The 22,490-nt window shown below is 41.0% G+C and carries 21 protein-coding genes and 1 riboswitch (1 of these 22 cut by a window edge); of the genes, 1 reads left to right on the forward strand and 20 read right to left on the reverse strand.

All coding sequences use genetic code 11. The annotated features are described in order from the left end of the window. Window positions 1-22 precede the first annotated feature (22 nt). The 17 genes from IGI96_RS17025 to IGI96_RS17105 all read right to left on the reverse strand — a co-directional run bounded on the left by IGI96_RS17025 (window position 23) and on the right by IGI96_RS17105 (window position 18,738). Window positions 23-439: a GNAT family N-acetyltransferase gene (locus IGI96_RS17025; RefSeq protein ID WP_074933650.1), complete on the reverse strand. Its 417-nt coding sequence runs from the start codon at window positions 437-439 to the stop codon at window positions 23-25. Window positions 440-651: 212 nt separating this feature from the next. Next, entirely contained in the window at window positions 652-1,575 is a 924-nt protein-coding gene (locus IGI96_RS17030) for an LCP family glycopolymer transferase (RefSeq protein WP_010748438.1), read from the reverse strand. A gap of 1 nt (window position 1,576) precedes the next feature. Then, window positions 1,577-2,230 (reverse strand): phosphatase PAP2 family protein, encoded by a 654-nt coding sequence (locus tag IGI96_RS17035; protein WP_270288479.1) that lies wholly within the window; start codon window positions 2,228-2,230, stop codon window positions 1,577-1,579. Beyond that, entirely contained in the window at window positions 2,227-3,420 is a 1,194-nt protein-coding gene (locus IGI96_RS17040) for an FtsW/RodA/SpoVE family cell cycle protein (protein ID WP_005226223.1), read from the reverse strand. Before IGI96_RS17040 ends, IGI96_RS17035 begins: the two co-directional genes overlap by 4 nt. Then, window positions 3,398-4,552, reverse strand: a complete 1,155-nt coding sequence (locus IGI96_RS17045; RefSeq protein ID WP_074933644.1) for an FtsW/RodA/SpoVE family cell cycle protein — start codon at window positions 4,550-4,552, stop codon at window positions 3,398-3,400. Before IGI96_RS17045 ends, IGI96_RS17040 begins: the two co-directional genes overlap by 23 nt. A 126-nt stretch (window positions 4,553-4,678) precedes the next feature. Next, window positions 4,679-4,854: riboswitch (M-box (ykoK) riboswitch) on the reverse strand. 288 nt (window positions 4,855-5,142) lie between these two features. Further along, the gene (locus tag IGI96_RS17050) at window positions 5,143-7,038 is read right to left on the reverse strand and encodes an endonuclease MutS2 (protein WP_270288480.1); all 1,896 of its coding nucleotides are present in this window, start codon (window positions 7,036-7,038) and stop codon (window positions 5,143-5,145) included. Window positions 7,039-7,386: 348 nt separating this feature from the next. Beyond that, window positions 7,387-8,916, reverse strand: coding sequence for an alkyl hydroperoxide reductase subunit F (gene ahpF, locus IGI96_RS17055; protein ID WP_015509798.1), 1,530 nt, complete (start codon window positions 8,914-8,916; stop codon window positions 7,387-7,389). Window positions 8,917-8,925: 9 nt separating this feature from the next. Further along, window positions 8,926-9,489 (reverse strand): alkyl hydroperoxide reductase subunit C, encoded by a 564-nt coding sequence (gene ahpC / locus IGI96_RS17060; protein WP_005226227.1) that lies wholly within the window; start codon window positions 9,487-9,489, stop codon window positions 8,926-8,928. A gap of 306 nt (window positions 9,490-9,795) precedes the next feature. Beyond that, window positions 9,796-9,999, reverse strand: coding sequence for a hypothetical protein (locus IGI96_RS17065; RefSeq protein ID WP_010748444.1), 204 nt, complete (start codon window positions 9,997-9,999; stop codon window positions 9,796-9,798). A 152-nt stretch (window positions 10,000-10,151) separates the two neighbouring features. Then, the gene (locus tag IGI96_RS17070) at window positions 10,152-11,111 is read right to left on the reverse strand and encodes a permease prefix domain 1-containing protein (RefSeq protein ID WP_270288481.1); all 960 of its coding nucleotides are present in this window, start codon (window positions 11,109-11,111) and stop codon (window positions 10,152-10,154) included. Continuing rightward, on the reverse strand, window positions 11,108-11,440 hold the full coding sequence (locus tag IGI96_RS17075) for a PadR family transcriptional regulator (RefSeq protein WP_016612097.1): 333 nt from the start codon (window positions 11,438-11,440) through the stop codon (window positions 11,108-11,110). The genes IGI96_RS17070 and IGI96_RS17075 overlap by 4 nt, the downstream gene beginning before the upstream one ends. A 185-nt stretch (window positions 11,441-11,625) precedes the next feature. Next, window positions 11,626-12,597: a siderophore ABC transporter substrate-binding protein gene (locus tag IGI96_RS17080; RefSeq protein WP_142973049.1), complete on the reverse strand. Its 972-nt coding sequence runs from the start codon at window positions 12,595-12,597 to the stop codon at window positions 11,626-11,628. A gap of 24 nt (window positions 12,598-12,621) precedes the next feature. Then, window positions 12,622-13,380: an iron ABC transporter ATP-binding protein gene (locus IGI96_RS17085; RefSeq protein ID WP_005226231.1), complete on the reverse strand. Its 759-nt coding sequence runs from the start codon at window positions 13,378-13,380 to the stop codon at window positions 12,622-12,624. Continuing rightward, on the reverse strand, window positions 13,377-14,321 hold the full coding sequence (locus tag IGI96_RS17090) for an iron chelate uptake ABC transporter family permease subunit (protein WP_005236195.1): 945 nt from the start codon (window positions 14,319-14,321) through the stop codon (window positions 13,377-13,379). Before IGI96_RS17090 ends, IGI96_RS17085 begins: the two co-directional genes overlap by 4 nt. After that, window positions 14,318-15,268: an ABC transporter permease gene (locus tag IGI96_RS17095; protein ID WP_270288482.1), complete on the reverse strand. Its 951-nt coding sequence runs from the start codon at window positions 15,266-15,268 to the stop codon at window positions 14,318-14,320. The genes IGI96_RS17090 and IGI96_RS17095 overlap by 4 nt, the downstream gene beginning before the upstream one ends. Before the next feature lie 639 nt (window positions 15,269-15,907). After that, entirely contained in the window at window positions 15,908-17,272 is a 1,365-nt protein-coding gene (locus tag IGI96_RS17100) for an FAD-dependent oxidoreductase (RefSeq protein WP_005226235.1), read from the reverse strand. Further along, window positions 17,269-18,738 (reverse strand): helix-turn-helix domain-containing protein, encoded by a 1,470-nt coding sequence (locus IGI96_RS17105; RefSeq protein WP_010748448.1) that lies wholly within the window; start codon window positions 18,736-18,738, stop codon window positions 17,269-17,271. Before IGI96_RS17105 ends, IGI96_RS17100 begins: the two co-directional genes overlap by 4 nt. 162 nt (window positions 18,739-18,900) lie before the next feature. Here IGI96_RS17105 and IGI96_RS17110 point away from each other — a divergent pair, with 162 nt between their 5' ends. Continuing rightward, window positions 18,901-20,004 carry an SLC13 family permease gene (locus IGI96_RS17110; RefSeq protein ID WP_270288484.1) on the forward strand — a complete coding sequence of 368 codons (1,104 nt, stop codon included), beginning with the start codon at window positions 18,901-18,903 and terminating at the stop codon, window positions 20,002-20,004. 132 nt (window positions 20,005-20,136) lie between these two features. On the opposite strand, the gene IGI96_RS17115 is transcribed toward IGI96_RS17110, so the two are convergent. The 3 genes from IGI96_RS17115 to IGI96_RS17125 all read right to left on the reverse strand — a co-directional run. Further along, a complete protein-coding gene (locus IGI96_RS17115; protein WP_270288485.1) occupies window positions 20,137-20,850 on the reverse strand; it encodes a methyltransferase domain-containing protein in 714 nt (237 codons plus the stop codon). Further along, on the reverse strand, window positions 20,851-21,858 hold the full coding sequence (locus IGI96_RS17120) for a zinc-binding alcohol dehydrogenase family protein (RefSeq protein ID WP_438785390.1): 1,008 nt from the start codon (window positions 21,856-21,858) through the stop codon (window positions 20,851-20,853). It abuts the gene before it with no gap. 73 nt (window positions 21,859-21,931) lie between these two features. Then, window positions 21,932-22,490 carry the 3' portion of a hypothetical protein gene (locus IGI96_RS17125; protein WP_142964972.1) on the reverse strand. 503 nt of this gene lie beyond the right edge of the window, so 559 of the gene's 1,062 nt are visible here — the last part of the coding sequence; its start codon lies beyond the right edge, outside the window; its stop codon occupies window positions 21,932-21,934.

Below are 22,490 nucleotides of genomic sequence, written 5' to 3' on the forward strand. Positions count from 1 at the left end.
TAGCGATCGGGTTTCTGGCTATTTACTCGTTTTTAGGTAAATAAATAAATGCTGCAATTTGCTGCGTTTCTACAGAGGAAAAGCCGCAAGACTCATAAAATCGGCGCGTTTTCTCTGTGTTGTCCGTGATCAAAACCTTTTGTCGAATCGATGGATATCTCGCCAGCATTTTTTTGAGCAATCGCTGACCAATTTTTTGACGTTGGAACGCTGGCGCTACTAACAGATCCTGAATATAAAGAATAGTTTGTCCATCGGTTATACATCGAATAAGTCCGACTAGCTGCTCTTCAACATAGGCAGTGATCACCTGTGACTGAGCTAGGCCGTTTAATAGTCGCTCTGGCTCTTTCGTATAGGCGACCCAGCCAACACATTTATATAAAGCGAGAATCTGATTTGAATCCGCTGGTAATTGATCTTTAAAGATGACAGTCATTCTTTTCCCCCCTTGTAACTTTTAACCAAACGATATAGCAACAAATAAAGAGTTAACAGTCCTTCTCCGAACAGGCTCTTGCTACCCTTCAAGCCGAATTGCTTTGCTTGACTAAAGAGTATCCTGAGGAAAAGCAGCTGTCAACTCTAATCACGATTTACTAGAGGAACAAAGAGGAAGTGGTGTTATTACTAATTAAACCCAAGGCTTACTTAATCAAGCATTAATTCGCTTTTTAAACGCTGACTCGTCGCTTGTTGTTCTTCAGGCGACACTTCTTGATAAGAGATACCGTATTCACCTCTAAAGCCATCGCCAGTGAACCCAGTACCCGCCATTTGGTAAGATTCGACAGTAACGAGTGCCGATTGATATTGGGTGAATAGTTGACTCATCTGAGAAAACGTTAAATCTGTTTCACCATTTTCCCCAATAATCGTTAACAGATCCTGAATCCGCATCACGCTTGATAGAGAAACTAATTCATTCGCCAAAATCTCTGTCACTTCTCGCTGACGACGTTGGCGTCCATAGTCACCTTCGGGGTCATCTTTGCGCATACGAGTATATTGAAGTGCCTCCCAGCCATCTAATTCGAGCGTTCCCTCTGGATAATCGATTTTTTCTGCCGTAAAAGCAAACTCATTTTCAACCGTGATTCCACCAATCGCATCGACAAGATCTGCCATCCCATCCATGTTTAAGGAGAAATAATGATGAATCGGTATATCCAAGTATTGTTCGACAGTTTCGATCATCATTTTTGCGCCACCGAATGAATGGGCATGATTGATCTTATCCTGATAGCCTTGCCCAACGATCTCCACATAAGCATCTCGGGGAATACTTGTGAGGGTCGTTTTGCGTGTAGCAGGATTCAACGTCGCTACCATGATCGTGTTTGCCCGGTAATCCGTTTTGCGACGAGAGTCATTGGCGATCCCTAACAAGAGAAGACTTAAGGGCTCGGCGTTTTCGATAACCTCCGCCTCTTCTCGCCCTTCGATCGGTCGATGGATAGACTCCACGACATCCTCTACTTGAAAATACACCCTAATAGCATAGGCGGTTCCGGCGGATACGATGCCCATCAACAGTACTAAGAAGACAATTATCAGTTTTTTCGCTGTACTCATTTTACTTCCCCCTACGCACACTTTTTTTGAACGAAAATACAAAAGCAGATGTGATAAAACTGATTCCACTTGCCAACAAGATACTCGCTAACAAGTCACTAAGATAGTGAACCCCAAATAGCAAGCGGCTCATCATAATAAGCAGTAAATAAACCAATCCCAACAACATAGCTAGTTTTTGGCTAATAGGACGTTTGCCTCTTTGGCCAGGCGCTGTTTGTGCGAAGAAAAAGAGGAGAGAAATAATTAGCGTGGTCGCTAATAGTGTATGGCCACTTGGAAAACTGGCGGACGCCCGTTCCATACTGTCAGCAAACTCCGGTCTTGGGCGATCAACGAATTTCTTGATCACTTGGCCAACACCACTGATTATGATCATATTTCCCATCAACCAAAAACTCTCGATCCGTTTCTTCCGAAGAAACAAAATTGCTGCCAATAGAAAATGAATAGCTGCTATGGGGACGATCGTTGCCGTGCTAGCAAGCGGAACAAAAATCGCTTCTACTGTAGCCGTCCGCCATTGAGGCACGTGGGAAAACAGGGTATCAAGCGTTTGGAACCACTGCGGCTCTAATGCTACAAGGAAAAACAACCATGCGAAACAGCTACAAAGCAGTCCACCTATCAACCCTTGTTTTGCTGTCTTGCTCATGTTAATCCCCTACTTTCTTTTAATGCGTACGATCGTTTCTTCGCTTTAGTCGGGAATTTTTCTAACCCGAAAATAATTCCCATCGCAATACTGATCGCAATCAACGAGGTTCCTCCTTGGCTTAAGAATGGCAAAGGAATTCCCGTTAATGGCAACAACCCAATCGCCGCTCCGATATTTTCAAAGATCTGAAAGACTAAGCCAAAAACGTACGTGATGGCGATATAGACCGACGCCTTGTTATTCGTTTTTAACGCGGCGAAGATGATTTGATAGATGAGATAAAAATACAAGAAGATCACTAAGGTACTTCCTAAAAAGCCATAGGTTTCACCAATAACTGTAAAAATCATATCTGATTCACGAACCGGCACGTACACTGTCGTATGGGTGTCAGGCGCTCCCAATAAGCCTCCTGAGCCAATCGCCCACATACTGCGAACTTGTTGGAACGCGATAGAGTCTTGGTACGCTAGGGGATCTGCCCAAGCTCGCACTCGGTCTAATTGATACTGCGAGAAATGAAGTCGAAACAAGACACGATTGCCCCATTCCGTAAACACGAGCAGCAATAAAATAGCGCCGAGGGCTGCGATCAAACCGATCACTACGGTCAAAATTTTCCAATGAACACCCGAGATAATAAATAAAGCCCCTAACATCACAATAAACACTAAACTCGTACCAAAGTCCCGTTGCATAAACATCAATAGAAATGTCGGTATACTATAAAGCAAGATCTTAGTGACGTAGATCAAATCAGATTTAATGGTCCGTTCGGCTTTTCGTTTTTCATATACTAAGGTGAGATAGACCATAAAAAGCATAAAGGCCACTTTCATAAACTCTGAGGGCTGAATGGTAAAGTCGCCGATTCTGATCCAGCGTTTGGTATGCGTCTGCTCAAACATCGTTTGATCGTAGAACCAATGAAGAGAAGCCATCAGACCTAGTGCCAATACATACAAAAGACCCGAAAAGCGTAAGAGCAAATTGGTTGGGATCAAACTTGTAACGAAGAGCGCGATGGCGGATAGAACACAAAAAACGATCTGTCGAAAAACGATTCCAGAAGGATCATTGCCATCCATCACAGAAGCTTGATGCTGGACCCAAATGCTTAGCAAAAAAAGTAGAAAAACGGGTAGCAGCAAGGCATAGTTTGCATCATGTCGTTTGAGGAACTTCATTTCGTTTGCCCTCCTCTCGCTCTAATTTCAGGCACATACTAAAGGCAAATGAAAGAATAAAGTAACTGGAGCCACCATAGCTGATAAATGGCAACGGTACCCCCGTCATCGGCATCAACCCTAAAATACTGGCTATATTGATACTTGTTTGCAACAAAAGTAATGTACTTGTTCCTAGCAATATCAACCCAATCTGAGGGTTTTCAATAGCTGCGGAACGAATAAATAAACGTAAAATGATTACGAATAATAAGCCAATAACAAAAATCCCGAAAAGCAAGCCAAGCTCTTCTACTAAAACGGAAAAAATAAAATCGGTTTCCGCAACTGGTAAAAAGCCTTTTTTCGTAATACTGTTTCCTAAACCGAGACCAGTAAGCCCTCCATTAAATAAAGCATAGTAAGAATGGATCATTTGGAACCCCTGATTGTAAGGGTCGGAGAATGGATCGCCTACTAAGCGAATTCGGTTATATACGTGCATAAACATGTGGGGCAATAAATCATTGTCACCTAAAAACATGATCAACAGGGCAACCAGGAATAGACTGATCACTAAGCCACCAAATAAAAGAGCCGTCAGCTTCACGGGAACTTGTACCGTAGTTATCATGACAAATGCTAAAAAGAGTAAAATCATCACACCGGCTACTTTCGGTTGAATCAGGATCAACACACAGCACAAAAACAAAACGAAAAGCGGACGTTTCATTTCCTGCAAGGTGGTTTTTGCAGTTTGAAAGTAATGAGCAAGGTACAAGACCATCCCTACATTCACAATCTCTGATGGTTGAAATTGAATCCCTGCGATCGAGACCCATCGTTGTGCCCCATTAACAGAGACACCGAAAAAGGGCAAACGAGCTAAGAGCAAGGTAAAGATCCCAAATGCTAGCAGACCGATCGCTAAGTATTTGCTAAGCAAAATCTCTCTTCGCGTCCGCTGAATAATGAATAAAAGAACCCAGCTAAGTAACAAAAAGACCAATTGACGGATAAATAGCGATGCTGGTGGTTGATCTCTCGTTAATAAACGGTATGAACTTGCACTATAAATCATTAAAAGACCGATAAGGCTCAATAGCAAATAAGCTATGATCAGCAGCCAATCGATCTTCTTTTTTTCTATCATTGCTTCCACTCCTCTTGCCTTGGAGTAGGTGTTCAGACGGTACCAGTTATTTTGCTCTATGAGCTTCGTCATCCATCAGAAAGAAAAGCAAAAAAGTCTCACTTCTCTTAGGACGTCAGACTTTAGCAGCAATCTCATCGTCCGAGTTTTAGCACTATACAACGTAAAGAAAGTCATTTGCTCTCTTAGCTATTTTATGAAAAGCCTTAATCCGACAATTCCTGTTTTACACATTGGCGTCTTTCGACGTTTCTGCGCAATAGCTTGTGTTTGTATAGGAGCCTCACCTAACAAGGTTATATGTTATTTTTCAATCCAATATGAATGGTACCCTTCCTCGAATAAAGATACAACCAATTCTCTGTTATTTTTATTTTTCTTTAACTTTTCTTAAAGAATTTAGATATTTCGAATATTTTCTGCTCTATAAAGAAAAAACAACCAAAATAATCATCCAAACAAAGGAACGGCATCGATAAAGGACGTTATTAAAAAAACGATCATTTTAAAAAAAGCAGTCCTTTTTCTAGGTGCTGAAAAAGGACTGCTTGCTTGATTTTGGTCTATCGATTGAAAGTTTTCTTGATTTATCAATCCACTGGTCGATTGGTTTGCCGTTCTTGCGCTGCTTTTCGTAACTGCTTCTGCGCTTTTTTAGATCCCCGTTCAATATCTCGAGTAAACTTGCGCTGCGCAAACTCAACGAATAGCTGATCAAGATCATAACCTGCGGGATAGAGCACCTCTCGCTTTGTGAGGAGTTGCAAGCGACGTGCGGCAACAACAAAAAATTGTTTCTCTATTGAAATTTTCGCTTGTCCTTGTTCCAAATACTCATAAAAAAGTCCGCGCTGGTTATGTTCTGTTGAAAAGACCAAGTCTCCTTTTTGAAAAATAAGATCTATCTTGGCTTCTTGTTGAGGGGGTTGTTTCTTCCCCTTTTCAAAAGGCTGCTTCTCAAAAGAATAGGTTTTATGCTTTAAATATTCCTTGGCCGTCTGGACTACGTCAGCGGGGATCGCCATCTTCTCGGCAATCCAAAACGCATTACTATCACCGACTGCATTCGTCAGCAAGCGATATTTTGGTGTCAAGGTTTTGGCATCAAAAGCCATTGCCGCTGTTTCGAAATCTTGATGATCGACGGCAAACTGCTTGATTTCACCATAATGCGTTGTTGCGATCATTAAGGCTCCTGAGCGATAGATGGATTCCATGATGGCGATCGCCAAAGCAGCCCCTTCATTGGGCTCAGTGCCGCTGCCGATTTCGTCCAATAAAACAATACTGTGTCGGGTAGCATTCTTCATAATCTGAGCAATGTTCGACATGTGTCCAGAGAAGGTACTTAAAGAATTTTCCAGACTTTGTTGATCGCCAATATCCATCCAAAGACTTTTTAAAAACGGAACAGTGCTTTTGCCATTGTGTGCTGGAAATAAGCCATAATGAGCCATGGCGCAAACAAGTCCAACGGTTTTTAAGACGACGGTCTTGCCTCCAGCATTGGGTCCAGTGATGACCATGCAGCGGTTTTCTTCGCCAAGTTTTAAAGAAAGAGGAACCGCATCACGCCCCAGCAAAGGATGGCGGACTTGATCAAGAAGCAAAACTTCTTTCTCAGTCATAGTTATCGGCTGCCCATTGATTTCTCGACAATATTTTCCCCGAGCAAAAATAATATCCAGCACAACTAAAATGTCAAGACAGGCAAACACGGCGTTCATTTGTTCGGCGATCGCCCCTGTCAACTCTGACAACACTTGGTATTGAGCGGCTGTTTCTTCTGCTTGTGCCAAGATCAATCGATCATTTAAACGGGCAGCTGCCTCCGGTTCAATAAAGACAGTCGCTCGTTTATTGGAACGTTCGATGATCGTTCCGTTAAATTGCTGTTGAAATTCAGCACGCACAGGTAACGTATATCGGTCGTTCTTTTTGATGACACGATTTTCTTGTAAATAGCGACTTTCCTTAAAAAACTTTGCAAAAACTTTTTTCAGATCAGCTTCATATTTTTCGATCGTACCGCGAATTTTCCGCAATTCTCGGCTGGCATTACTATCAACCTGACCATTGCGAATCTTTTGGAAAATCATTTCGGCGATTTCAGAAAAGTCTTCTAACCCTTGTGCATATTGATGTAATCTTGGGGCAATCGATTGATTCTTTTCGAACAATTGACGGATGATTCGAAAAGACCGTAAAAAGTCTCCATATTCGATAAGCTCCTGTGGTTCTAAAACAAATCCTTTTTCAATTTTCTCCGTATGGTGTAAGACATGCTGCAGCCCCATAAAAGGCACTTGACGACCAGCGGCTAATAGCGCCATCGCTTCAGTGGTCTCTGTCACTCGTTTTTGTGCAGAGTGGATCGTAGCTGCTGGTTTTTCATTCGCAAAACGCGCTTTGCCGTAATCGCTGATTATTTTTTTACTTACTTGTTCTTTAATTTGTTCAAATTCAGTTGCTTGAGGTATCTTCATGAGTTATCCTTTCTTGTGCCTGAGGATTCCGATCAGATCCCCGTCCAAAAAAGTGTACAAAAAAAGCGATAGTCTCCCATCACCTGATTCATCAATAACGATCTTTATCGGTATCTACAGGCACAACAAATAAACAGTCTGTTTTTGCTTATTTGTTTTAATTGGCTGATTAGATACCTACGACACTCATCAATATACCTCTTTCTTTTTTGAACGAGTTTTTTTCATTGTAATATAGAAGCTGTCCTTCTGTCAACTGCACCCAAACTGCCCTTACAAAAAGAAAAAACGCTCAGCAGCTCCTAGAAGCCCCTGAGACGTTTTTTGATTTTAAATGATGCAAGGCGCTTACGAGCGAATCAGGTGATCAAAGGCACCTAATGCTGCAGTCGCACCTGAACCCATTGAAGTGATGATCTGTTTGTATACACTATCGGTACAATCCCCTGCTGCAAAGACCCCTTCAATATTGGTTGCGCCGTGTTTGTCTACGACGATCTCATTGCGTTCGTTTAAAACGATGCGATCTTTTAACCATTCGGTATTCGGCATCAAGCCAATCAAGATGAAGACACCCTCAACAGCTAATGTGAATTCACCATTCGTTTCGCGATCAACGTAGGTCAATTGTTCGACATGATCGGATCCAGCAATTTCCTTCGTTGCCGCATTCGTAATAACAGTCACATTTTCTAACGTGTTCAAACGGTTTTGTAGCACAAGGTCCGCTTTTAGTTCCGGTAAAAATTCAAGAACATAGACGTGTTTTGCCATGCCAGCTAAATCGATCGCTGCTTCGATCCCAGAGTTTCCGCCGCCAATGACAGCAACCTCTTTCCCAGCAAATAACGGGCCGTCACAATGGGGACAATAGGCAACACCTTTATTTTTGAATTCTTTTTCTCCTGGAACATTGATGTTACGCCAGCGAGCGCCAGTTGCTAAAATGGCCGTTTTGGTTTTTAATACTGCACCATTTTCTAATTCAACTTCGATGACATCATTGCGACGAATATCTTTCGCACGCTGCCCTTTCATCACGTCTACATTGTATTCGTTGATGTGCTCTTCTACCTGACGCATTAATTTTGGTCCTTCGGTATAAGGAGTACCGATCATGTTTTCGATCCCCAGGGTTTCCATTACTTGTCCACCCATTGTTTCGACGACCATCCCAGTATTGATGCCTTTACGCGCCGCATAAATCGCTGCGCTTCCGCCTGCAGGTCCGCCACCGACAACTAACACATCGAAAAGCTCTTTTTCAGCAAAGTCATCTTTACTCGTCGGACCAGCTGCTTTTTCCAACAACTGTTCGATCGTTTGACGGCCGCTTGCAAATTCTTCACCGTCTAAAAAGACGGTTGGCACAGCCATAATTTTTTTCTTGTCAATTTCTTCTTTGAACATCCCACCTTCGATCATGGTGTGACTGATGGAAGGATTTAGCACTGCCATGATATTTAACGCTTGAACAACATCAGGACAGTTATGGCAGGTCAAACTGACATAGGTTTCAAAATGTAATGGTTTATCGATCGCTTTGATGCGCTTTTGAAGTGCTTCGTCAATTTTCGGCGGACGACCGCTTACTTGAAGCAACGCTAAAATAAACGAAGTGAACTCATGTCCTAACGGTAAACCAGCAAAAGCGATGCCGCTTTCTTCACCGGGACGATTGATCGAAAAGCTTGGTGTCCGTTCACTTGCTACAGCTTGGATAGTGATTTTTGGCGACATTTCTGCGATTTCTTCTAAGAATTCACGTACTTTTGTGGAAGAATCATCCTCACCTAAAGTTGCCGCAAAAACAACCTCTGATTCTAGCATCGCGAGATACTGCGTCAGTTGGTCTTTGATTGCCTTATCTAATGCCATGAGAGCCTCCTAAATCTTGCCTACAAGGTCTAAGCTTGGCGTTAAAGTTTCTTCGCCTTCTTTCCATTTTGCAGGACATACTTCACCTGGATGAGTACGGACATATTGTGCAGCACGGATTTTATCGATCAAGCCACTAGCATCACGACCGATACCGTCCGCATTGATCTCAACTGTTTGGACTACGCCATCTGGATCGATGATGAATGTTCCACGTTGAGACAACCCAGAAGCTTCATCTAGTACATCAAAGATCTCTGAGATCACATGAGAAGGATCTGCAATCATGATATATTCGATTTTATTGATGGCATCAGAATGATCATGCCATGCTTTATGAGTGTAATGAGTATCTGTTGATACAGAATAAACTTCTGCGCCTAATTCTTTTAATGATGCATATTGATCTTGCAAATCTTCAAGCTCTGTCGGACAAACAAATGAGAAATCTGCAGGGTAAAAACAAACAACGTTCCATTTTCCTTTAAAATCTTCTGATGAAACATCGATAAATTTTCCATTGTGGTAAGCTTTCGCTTCGAATGAACCAATCTCTTTTCCAATTAATGACATATCATTTCCTCCAATTAGAATAATTATTTGAGAATAATCTCTATTAATTATTAGTATATCTAACTATAAAAAGCAATAGTTTATTCAGAAATAGTCAAAAAAAATGTTATCCTCCTCAGAAATGAGCATATTTATTTCCTATCCAATACAAATAGAGTATAGTTGTAAGTTTGACTAATCGTTTCCATTTCAATTCCCTACTTGTTAGATTCTCAATTACACCTCTCATTCTCAATTAAATAAAAAAGATTGCCTCTTCCTATGATTCCTCACCAAGTAAAGTGAGCCATAGAAAAAGGCAATTTTTTATTTAGTATTTAAATAGTTGAACAATCCACTGATCGTTCGATCCCTCAATGTAATCCGCTTACCGTCTAAAAAAACTTCTTCGACTGGGTAATGGTCTTGAAAAGGTGGAACTTCCAAGTATTGACTTGCGAGAAAGCGCTCCGGAGATTCGACTGTTGCTATTTCTTTGCTGCCATTTTTCAGATAATGAATTTCTAACATATTCATTGCCTCTTTTCTTGTATTCTGAACTTTAAAAAAGCATTGAGAGAACCATATTTCTCGCTGTTCTTTTTTGATTGGTTCAGTTACAAGGCGTATTATAATCTTCCTTTTTTTAAAAGTAAAGAAAGCACTCTCGATTGAAGTGTCTTCTATTTTTTAGCTTTCGTATGTCCGATAAAGTAGTCCTCTAAGACACCACCAATAACAAAAATGACCCAAGAGTAAGCCCATGCATGAAACATGAAGGACCAAAGCATGTAAACGACCAAAATCACTGGCCAGTAGACTGTTCGAAAAAAGGTAACTCTACCAGCGGATTCGCCATATTTATGACGTGTTGCTCGATCCCCAGGATGGTCTTCGTCGCGAATAAAATACGTCTCAGTTGCCAGCTTCGCAAAGCCTGTACGGATAATACTTACATAAATAATAAAGAACACACCTGCTGCAACCGTCAAGAAAAACAAGGAAATCCCAAACTCAACAGAATAATAAAACACTTCACTTAAAAGTACAGGCGCAATTGATAAAATACAGGAACCAATTCCTAAAACAAGACCAATACGAAAACTTTTTTCATAATTTGCGAGTTGCTGAGCGGCTTCTCGTTTGGCATCTCTTTTGATTGGTCGATCATCTAACTGTTTACGAGCACCGGAAAAGTGCAAACTGCTAGAGATAATAAAACCGACCCCGATGGCGATAAAAAGAAACATCACCATTATTCCAAAGGTCTCAGCATATATACTAACAAAGAGCATCAAGGCTGCTAGGGATGCGATACAAAAACCGATTCCTATAGATAACGAGAAAGCAAAGTGTCGCACAGTTCCCCAATAATCAAACGCATCGTCTTCTGTGATGGCATCGGACCAATCATCAATTGGCGCTTCTTCTTTTGAAACATTTAACTCTTGCAACAGCTCATCTACGGAACCAAACTCACTGATTACTGCACCGATGGCTTCATGCTCGCTTTTCCCTTGGTGAATCAGTTCTAAGTAGTGGTCTTCCATAATCGCTAAGAGGTCTTCTTTCGCCTTTTTGGTTTCCGGTGTGATGGGTACTGATAAAAATAAGCTGTCTAGATAGTCATGAATGGTTTTCATTTGTCTCCTCCTTGTAAGAACTGGTCAACGACGATCTTTGTCTGCTGCCACTCCAATAGTTTCTCCGAAAGGCTTGCTTTTCCGTCTGCAGTTATCTGGTAATAGGTCCGCTTTTTGCCATGTGTCACTTCTCCGGGATACGAACGGATCAATCCTTGTTTTTCTAACCGAGTAAAAGCGGAATACAACGTCGTTTCTTTGATCACATATAAAGCATCTGTTCCTTCACGAATACGCTTGGATATTTCATATCCATAAGAGTCTTCTTTCGAAAGAATGGATAAAATGATTGCGTCGTTATAGCCGCGAATTCCGTCACTCGAGATCACGCAATCGCCTCCTAAATTACTTCATCTGTCGTACTAATTATAAATCAATTACTACGACAGGTAAAGTAAAGCTGGATAACTTGTCAAAAATCAGTCGCAGGTCCTAGAAACAGTTCGAATAAAAAGACACGCTTTCTCAGTAAACTGATAAGCGTGTCCCTTATTACTTAATTTTTTTCACCTATTTATTCAACGGCTGGCTTGACATCATCCATCATCAATTGGATCGACTCCAATCCGGAACCAGCTAAATACCAAACCGCAGCATCCAATTCAATCACTTGATCGTTTTGCCCTGCATTTGTTTCTTGAACAATTTCATTTGCAACAAATTCACTTTCGCTTTCATTGCCACCGATCGCTTTTGTCCGATCGATCACGAAAATGACATCAGGATTTTTTTCAAGCAAGTACTCATAAGAAATACTTTGTCCATGTGTCGACGCCTCTAATTCCTCATCTACTGCTGGGAAACCAAACGTGTCATACAAGATACTGTAACGAGAACCTGGACCAAAAGCAGAAAGATTGCCTTCATTTACCATAACAACCAAGGCTTTCTCGTCAGCATTTTGCGCTTGCTCCTTCAAGGTATCAATCTGACCTTGTAACGATGCTAGTTGTTCTTGCGCTTCCTCTTCCTTACCAAAAATTTGACCAATGGTCCTAATGTTGGCTTCGATCGATGCCCAAGTATCACTATTGTCAACACTTAAGAAAACGGTTGGCGCGATTGCAGACAATTCCTCTTGGAAATCACGTTGTCGACCAGAAATAATGATTAGGTCTGGCTGCAGTTGATTGATTTTTTCTAAATCAGGCTCTTTGATTCCCCCTGCTGATTCAACATCTGCATACGCTGATAAATAATCTGGTAAATTGCTGGTCGCAGCAGCAACGATTCGGTCTCCGACACCAAGCGCATCCATCGTGTCTAAGGCACTATTGTCAAAAACCACCACTTTTTCTGGTGCATAAGGAACAGTAACGGTTCCATTGCTATCAGTGATTTCAACCTCTGTCGGTGTCTGTTCACTCTGAGCAGTTTGGCTTTGCTGTGTCCCTGTCGATTCGATTGTACCAGTATTATTTGATCCGCATGCGGTCAACCCCGCTAATACGAAAATACTCATAAAGCTTACTACAATTTTTTTCATTTTTTTCCTCCTTAGAAATACATTTTATTGGAAGGTATAGCAAAATTGCCGACCATCCACTTGTACCAGTTTGATTGGAATCTCATATAATGATGCCAACACTTGCTCCTGGATCACAGCCTCAGTGTCGGCCGCTTTAAAAATCTGACCGTCTTTCATGGCAACGATGTGATCGGCGTAGCGAGCGGCAAAATTAATGTCGTGCAAAACGATCACAACGGTTTTCTGATAGTCTTCCACCAAGGTGGTCAATAGCTTCATCAGCTGGTTGGCGTGCTTCAAATCTAGATTGTTTAACGGTTCGTCCAACAGCAGATAATCTGTATCTTGAGCCAAGATCATCGCCAAGTAAACTCGTTGTAGCTGACCACCAGAAAGCTCATGAATCGATTGATCGGCGTATTCGGTAAGGGATAGCTTAGCTAAAGAATCATCAATGATCCTATCATCCGCTGCCGATTGTCGCCCGCGGTTATACGGATAGCGACCAAATGCCACCAGTTCTCTTACAGTCAGATTGACTGCATAGCGATTGCTTTGTTGCAAAAAAGCCATTTTTTTGGCTAGCTCTTTGGATTTCCACTGGCGAATCTCAGTTCCATCTAAATAAATATCACCAGTTCTCTGGTCCAGCATCCGACTGACCAAGGAGAGTAAGGTGCTTTTTCCCGCACCATTTGGCCCGATAAAGGCAATCATTTTCTGCTCAGGTAATGCTAAAGAACACTCGGTCAACACCTGTGTTTTCGCATAATTTTTGGATACGTTTTTTGTTTCGATCATGATTTTTTCCTTTCCAGCAGCAATTTGCTTATAAAGAAGACGCCACCCAATAATTGAATCACCGTACCAATGGTCGTTTGCCATTGAAACACTTGTTCCACTAAGAACTGCCCTCCTACTAACAGGAGAAAACCAATCAGGCTGCCACCAGCAAACAACCACCCATGGCGATAGGTGGGAAAAAGCTGATAGGTGATCGTTGCCACTACAAAGCCGAGAAAAACAGCTGGACCTACGAGTGCCGTAGCGGTACCTGTCAGAAGCGCAATCAAAAATAAAATACCTCTATGAAGCCATTGAACAGGAACGCCTAGACTTTTGGCTTGCCCGCTTCCTAAATGTAATAGATTCAATTCTGGAATCAACAGAATCAGGCAGCTACTACCGATCAAAATGATCACAGCAGCAATTAAGAGATGTTGCGTATTGATATTGCCAAAGCTAGCGAATAAGCGTCCTTGCAGTAAATCATATTCATTCGGGTCCATCAAGACTTGCAAAAACGTGCTCAGACTACTGAACATCGTGCCGCATACCATTCCAGCCATCAACAACAAAAACAATCCGTTGACGGCTTTTTGATAGAAAAAACCGATCAATAAACTTCCTAGAATGGCAGTCAGACTGACAGAGAATAAAAACATCGCTGCTGTTTCTTGGCTTAGCATCTGGATCCCGCCGATAAAAAAGAAACACAGGGTCTGAACCAGGACATATAGTTGATCCAAGCCTAAGATTCCTGGTGTTAAATAGCGATTGCTCGTAACAGTCTGTAAGGTGATCGTACTAAAGGAAATTGCGATCGCCACCAGAGCAAAGGCGAAGATCCGACGGCCCCGCAATGCAAAAGCAAATGACCAATTACCATAGGTGTTATAGGTCAGATAGGCAGTAGCGGCACAAAGGATCAGAAAGAACAAAAGAAAGAGTTTTTTCTTCATTGAAACTTCCTCCCCAGCAGCAAAATCAAGAAGCAGCAACCACCTAGTACACCGGCAACCACACTTACGGGCATCTCATACGGAGCAATCACGATGCGTGCCAATACATCACATAAAAGTAAAAATGCACTTCCAGCAAAGCTGATCAACAGTAGATTATTCTTCAAATGATCCCCAAAGACCATGCCGATCATATTTGGGATAACGATCCCCAGAAAAGGAATTTGTCCAACGGTCAATAAAACGACACTACTGGCAAACGCCACCAGAGCGAACACAGCAAAGCGTAAATACAGATAATTGATCCCCAGACTCTTGGCGGCACTTTCTCCTAAACCAGCAATCGTGATCTCATAAGCTAGGAAATACAACAGACCGAATACTGGAATCGTCAAATACAAAAGTTCATACTGGCCAGCCATAATAGTAGCGAAGTTTCCTTGAAGCCAAGAAGAGACATTTTGAACCAATTGTAAGCGATAGGCCAAGAAGCTGCTAATGGCACCGATGATATTACCGAACATCACCCCGGTCAAAGGGAGCATCATTGGATCTTTCTTTGGTAGAAATTGGCTTAAAAATAAAAAGAACAAAACACCTGCATAAGCAAACACAAATGCTGCGGTTGTCCGAATCAAGTTTGAAGCATTTGGCAGAAAAAGCATGACTAGCAAAATTCCTAAGCGAGCACTATCAGATAACCCGATCGACTCTGATGCCACAAATTTATTTTGCATCATATGTTGCATGATTTTCCCACATAAACTAATGATTCCACCTGCAATGATCAAACTGATCGTCCGCGGGAGCCTAACTTTTACCAAAACAAGCCAATGATTCGGATCACCCTGCTGTAAACCACTTAATGATAATTCATGAGTTCCTACGAGTAAGGAACAGCCCACAAGAAAAATCAAGATCAGCAGTAATCCGATTTTTTTCAACATGCCCCGCCCCTTCCTTATTGAGAATGATTCTCACTCTCTTTAATAGGGTACCGTATTTCACTTAAAATCACAAGATTTTTTTAAAAAAAATCCCTTTACCAACACAATTTCAGTGAAAACGAATCTGCGAAGGCAAGGGATTATGTGATATTTTTCTCTTATAAAAGACTGCGAGCACGTCTTTTTTATCAATGAAGTCTGTTTAATCGCTTTAATCAAATAAATACTTGAGAAGGCTAGATTCAACTTCTGAGTTTCATTCAATAACAAATCATTTACACGTTCAATCGTTTCAATCTGTTGAAACCCCTGTGTAGTTAACACATGCTCAGCCCAAGCTGGGGGTAACTTTTCAGATAAAGGGTACTGATGAGCTAACGTGTCCATACAAGGAACATTCGTCTACCGATAACAATCAATTACCAAAAATCGTTCAGTCATAAAACGAGCGTCGTCATATTTTTTACTGGTTTCTTCATCAAAAAGATAGCGATACCAGTCGGCATCAAAGCTCAGCAGAACCCCACCTGGTTTTAATACGCGATACCTTTCATGGGCGCAATCGCTATTTTCTCCCGATTAACGTCAATTCACAAAAATAAACCTACGATCATCGCAGGTTTATCAAGACTTACTATTTTACTTTAACAAGCCATCAAGGGCCAATTGATTCAAAAAGTGCAGTGGAAATGAGATGGTTGGATTGAAAAAGTAATCCATTGTTGCTAATTGGTGCAAGGTCGTCTTGCTATTGATCAAGGTTGAGATCGTATTGATGATCTCCAAACTTCCACGATCACTCGTAATGATTTGTCCCCCCATGATCACTTTCGTTTGCTGATCAAAAATCAGTTTTAACGTTACTTCAAAATCCTCATCTGTCGCGAAAAATGTCCGAGAATGAAATGTTTGCGTCACTGAATCTACTTCAAAGCCGTAATACGGTGCCTCGGTCTCATTAATACCTGAACTGCTGACGAAATAGCCAAACAATTTACTGACGACGGTCCGTTGCATTTTTGGAAAAGGAATTTTCGTTGTTCCCCGTTCATTTGCCAATAAATTGGTGGCAGCAACAATCCCGGTGCGGTAAGCATTTGTTACTAAAGGAATATACAAGGAGCTATCCGAATGATTAAATGGGATCGAAACAAGATCCCCAATTGCATAAATCGCTGGGTCAGACGTTTGCAAATACTCATTTGTCGATACCGTGCCATCCAGATTTAGTTTCAGAAAATCTTCTACTAGCGCAACATTTGGACGTGGATTAACAGCATAAACGACCACGTCAGCTTGAATTTTCGTTCCATTTGACAGCTCAATTCCTTGATAATCGCCTTTCTCATTTTTGATCGTATGAGCGACATTGCTGTTAAGATAGATCTGCAAATTTTTGGGAAAACGTTCCATCAAAATTTTGGCAATTTCATGATCAAAATAACGGAACAACAGCGTATCCATGCGATCGATCAAATGAACGGCTTTTTGTTGTCCGCTTAAAGATTCCGCTAATTCAAACCCGATCAGACCAGCACCGACGATCGCAACGGTTTGGGCATTCTCGATTTTTTCTAATGCTTGCTTTGATTGACCAATGGTTTTGTAGGTCGTTATATGTGCTTCGACATCTGAGGCAAACTCCGAACGGAAAGTACTCGATCCCATCGCCAAAATCAAGCCATCATAACTCACTTCATCTTCTTGCTGATAAGATTCCGTTGATGTGACAAAATGAACCGTTTGTTCTTGCGGAAAGATTTTTGTGACTTCACTGTTTAGCATCACATTGATTCCTTCTGAAAGAAGTTCACTGGCTGTTGCCGTTTTGGAATCTTCCAAACGCTGAATGTAACCTTCCAGTACTAAATTCAAACTGCTGGCAACATAACCAAGAACGCTTGATTTTTCTATAATTATCACATCGACTTTTGGGTCAACTTTTTTTAAATGACGGGCAGCAGCAATTCCTGCATGAGAGCCTCCAATAATCACTATTCTCATATCTTTTCCAACTCGCTTTCAAGGTTCTCATTTCGTATTTCATCCACGATTTGATGAAGCCGCTCTTCTTCAAATGGGGTTGCACCACCTGTTAAAATCAATCGTTTTTTATAACGATAGCCTTCCGAGATCTCAGAATGATCAACGATCAATAGATCATAGTCCTTCTCCTTCGTCCCATCGAAGTGAATATTCGGATAGCCAGCCAATTCTTTGATCAAAAAGCGCCGTAAAAAGCCACTGCGTAATCGTGATTGAGTCAGTAAAATCCCTACCGTAAATGCTTTTTCCTGTTTTACTTGAATCCATTGACGGATCAAAAGCAATTCATTGGTCAAATGCTGCTTTTTCTCAAGAGAAAAGGACTGGTTTACGTTTTTCTCCAACTGTTCGATTGCTTGCTGTGCCACTTCGATCAAGCTCTCATTCGCAACACTTTGCGGCTGAAATTCAGCAAAGGCAATAATGCCGCCATGAATATACAACGCTTGGATCGTCACACTCGTCAAGAAGACGCGTAATTCCGTAGAAGTTTCTGTAGTCTTTCTTTCACTATCACCAATGGCCTGCAGCAGCTCCCCATTTAACGCATCGATCTCTTGGAAGAAAAGTGATTTTTGCAAGGAGTCATCCAGTGAAGGGCGAATCAAGCCTTCAGCTAATAAAAATAAATAGAAATATACCGTTTCATAATCGCTCCAGGATACGGCAAAACGACTGAGATAGCGCCCTAATATATTCCGCAAAAGCTGGAACATCGCTTCATTTTCCAATGACTTCAACAATGGATACGAGGCTTCATGCTGTTGCGAGCCGCGATAATCAAAACGGGCTTCCATAATGCCTAACCAAAGCCCGACTTTCCAACGCTCTGCTTGACTAAACGTTGTCTGCAACTGTTTTTCAATGACTCGAATCAAATTGTTGATGGCTGGTGCATTCAAGCGAGCGATCAATTCTTCATTGGGATAACTTTGTGAAAAAAACTGATAATAGAAAAAGCGAATCTGTTTTTCATCCCCAATCAATTTTTTATTTTTTAATTGGATGTCGAATTCTTTCAATAACTGATTGATCGCTTTGAATCGACGAAACAATGAAGCTTCACTCAACATCAGTTCTAACATCATTTTCGTCGTTGACTCATCTCGATGAAAAAACAAATACGACAATATCTGAAAATCGATTGCTTCTGAAAGATACGCATAAAAAAATTGCTTCAGGGAAAAATCAAGAGGCAATACCAATTGCACTTGATCATTTTCTGAATAGATCAAAGCTGCGTCTTCATGGAAAGCAGCTAAATTTTGATGAAGATTTTGAAGTTCTTTTTGCAAAGTGGGCGCGGAAATGGATAACGTTTTTGCAAGTTTTTTATAAGAGACTTCTGAGCCATTCTGAAAAAAAACAGCCAAAATTTGAAAATGTACCTGCTGATTTTTTTCAAGCAGCTGCATCACATTCATTCTTGAACCTCCTTCACCTTTCACATACTAATTTCCCAATTAATGAGTCGTTTGTCAACTATAAAAATTGCCTGAATGACTTTGAGTTCGATGGAAAAAGCGTTATTTATTGTTCCTAAAGCATAGGAATGGTAAAATTCTTGAGAAGAAAGGTGGTGAACTATGGGAAAACGAATGTTAGCATTTTTTCGAACGGATCGATTATTTTCGATTTCCCTGCTACTAGCACTTATTGCATGTTTTTTCGGCACCTTCCGTTGGTCGTTTATTGACTTTAAAGTGATTTTATCACTGTTTGGATTAATGTTAGTAATCAATGGGTTAGAAGAAGCTGGTCTTTTACGAGCATTTGGACAAAAATTAGTGGAAAAAAGTCGCAATCTGCGTGACTTGATCCGCGCAATCGTCTTGCTAAGCTTCTTCAGTTCGATGTTTTTAACAAATGACGTGGCTATCTTAACTTTATTGCCCATCTATTTACTCTTAACGAGGAAAGAACAACAGCACACCAGTGTCTTATTAGGCGCTGTCTATTTGATCGTAGCAGCCAATTTAGGAAGCAGCCTGTTTCCATTTGGAAATCCGCAAAATCTATTTTTATTTTCTTACTATCAGATTTCGCTGCCACAATTCATGTGGACTACTGGCACCTTTGTGGGACTTTCATTACTATTACTCCTTGTTTCGATCCAGCTCATCCCAAAGACTCCATTGGAAATCGCCCTGCAAGAAGAACCCTTTGAAAAAAAGCCAGCGCTGCTTAATTCAGGATTATTTATTCTTATGATTCTTGGTATTTTTAGTGTTCTCCCTATTTCAATTGCCGTGCTTGTCGTCGCAGCCGTGGTTTGGTTTAGCAATAAACGATTATTTGCAAAAGTTGATTATCGGTTACTACTTACCTTTCTCTGTTTCTTCTTGATCGTCGGGAATATTCAAGACCTATCTCTGGTCACCGATCACATTCGACCATATTTTCAAGAAACGCATCGCGCTTTTTTAGGTAGTATTTTACTCTCCCAAGGAATATCTAACGTTCCAGCAGCAATTTTGATTGCTCCTTTCACCGATTTAGAAACAGCCGTTCTTTTGGGCGTCAATGTTGGTGGTTTGGGTACATTGATTGCTTCTTTGGCGAATTTGATTGGGTACAAATTATTGAAACAAGCCAGACCAAAAGAAGCGAGAACGTTTCAAAAGCTGTTTTTTATCGTCAACATCATTTTTTTACTGTTATTAGGCAGCATCGTATACCTTCTATTGTAGCAAATTCACTGTAAAACGAGATTCCAGCATAAGATGTTTCCAGTCAGCAGCCAAAAGAAGCCTAGCTTTTGTACCTGTTTCTTGATCTTATGTCAGAATCTCGTTTTTTTGATACCCATTGTGTGATTTTACTTAGGCTAAGAGAAGCTCAAAAGTGATTTTCGTTTGGCTTTCGACAGTCAATGCCTCACCAAAGACATGTTGAACCATTTGTTGCCGTTGTTCCAATGAATACTCCTCCTCAAAATAAAGATGAAATATTTCTTGATCGATCTCTTCCTTCAAAATATACTCGAATTGCCGACTCTGCCAATCGATCGCTTCTTCTGAAAACCACTTCTTGTACCAAGTGTTTAAGTTCAGGTCATTCTTCGCTGAAAGATTTTTTTCATAAGGCTGAAACACGTTTTCTTCTTCTGCGATCATTCTTAGAATAATCAATTGATGGGCCTTTTTTTGAAACTGAAGCAATGCTTCTTTGTCTCTGACTGCTGGATTCATTGCCATAAAAATACAGGGCCAGTGCTGGTCTGCAGATAAAAAGTCTTTTTGGCTCTGCTGAACCAGATGGAGCTTGTTCATCGGATCTTCCGTCGTTTTTTCAATGATTTTTAACATTTCTTTTGAAAAATCAATTGCGTAATACTCATCTACATAAGGATAAAATGCTGAAATGTAGCGGCCAGTCCCCGCAGCAAAGTCAACGAAGGCCGATATCGGGAACACTTTCTGCTCCACCAAAAAAGCTGCTACCTCTTCGACAATTTTCAATTGGGATTCTCTTTGAATCTGTGCATATTCTTGGGCAAATTCATCCCAAAACAGCATCGCTTCCTCTTCTTCCATCTAGCGGACGCCTCCAGTGATCACTGTCTTTCCTTTCGTTCCTTGCTCAACCGCTTTTGTAGCGAGCTTTAAGGTCTCGATGGTAATTCCTCCATCAAACGTTTGGACCGCAGTCGTATGGATCTTTTTGTCAGCGAGTAACGAGGCGACCCGTTGCAAAATGCTCCCTTGTGTTTCAATCATCAACTGAGCATCTGTTTTTGCGAACATATACTCCCAATAAAAATCGATGCCGAGGTTTTTAAATGGATTTAAATCTAGCGCTTCTTTCGTATTCACGATCATTCCGACTTTGCCAAACGGCAAGATTGCTTTCGTTAATTGTGGCAAATAGGCCGAGGCGTCATAAAAAATTGCAACGGCTGAAAAAGGCTCAGTGATTTGTTCAGCCAACGGCAAGCGATGATTAAGTACTTGATCCACTTGATTGTTTTTAAGCCACTGATTGTTCTTAGGACTCGCAGTGCCATAGACTGTCAATCCTGCCCATTTTGCTAGTTGCGCCGCAATTGAGCCAACACCACCGCTGGCATTGACCAATAAAATCGATCCTTCATTCGCGTTTTCTTCAGGCACGTACCCAAATTTTTCAAAAAGCAATTCCCACGCTGTAATACTCGTTAATGGCATAGCTGCAAGATCGCCATCAGAAAAGCCGGCTGGTGCCTTTGCTGCGATCCGAGAATCAACTGTTTGGAACCTTTGATTCGCACCAGGTCGTTGTGTGGTTCCAGCATAAAACACCCGATCACCAACGGCAAAGCCATTAACTGCTGAGCCGATTTCTTTAACGATCCCAACGGCGTCATACCCTTGGATCTGGAACGCTTCACTTAAAGCAGTCATTTGCCGTCTTTTTGTATCGATTGGATTGACCGAAACTGCCTGTACTTCCACCAATAAATCATTTGCTTGGCAATTGGGTATCGGAATTTCCTTTTCAATAAATACATTTGACTCATCTAAAGATCGTCCTTCATAAAAACCTAGTGCTTTGTTTTTCATCATACTGCTCCTTCCAAAAAAAAAGTGCTGAATAGTTATAAAAACCATTCTAGCACTTTTAATGAATTTAGAACATTTATTCCTCACCTTCCACGACAAGCGGAACCAAAAATGGATAGCTTGTGAAGAAATCTAATAAGGATCGCTTCCATTGATCTGAATCAATCGTTAGTAAAGTGGACTCTGTATACAAATGAATCGTCAATCGTTGATTTTTATCAAGTAAAACAAGAATTTCGCCTTTGTTTTCTGTGATAAAATCATATTGCTGATTCTCCATTGTAATAATGAAAATTTGATCGAGAACTTCTGCTGCAACAGCAAAGTCCGTCTCCATATCGACAGCCAATGTTTGGGTATTGTCGATCAAGCTTGGTGAAACCGTAAAGCCTAATTCTTTTAAATGCGCCAATACCAAGTTGACATCATAATTAAAGAGCGAAAGCTGATTGACCGAGAAAATATTCTCCGCATGCCATTGACTGATTAAATGCAAAATCTGTTCATCATTGACAACCACCGACTGGGAGTTTGAATTGATAGTCAACAATGGCAAATAATTAGATTGATACGTAGAATTGACTGGATTTAGTTTGAAACTAAACTCGAGCTCCTTTGTTTCTGTTAAACGAAAA

The organism is Enterococcus sp. DIV0421, from assembly GCF_051713745.1.
In the GTDB taxonomy this organism is placed as follows: Bacteria; Bacillota; Bacilli; order Lactobacillales; family Enterococcaceae; genus Enterococcus_D; species Enterococcus_D casseliflavus.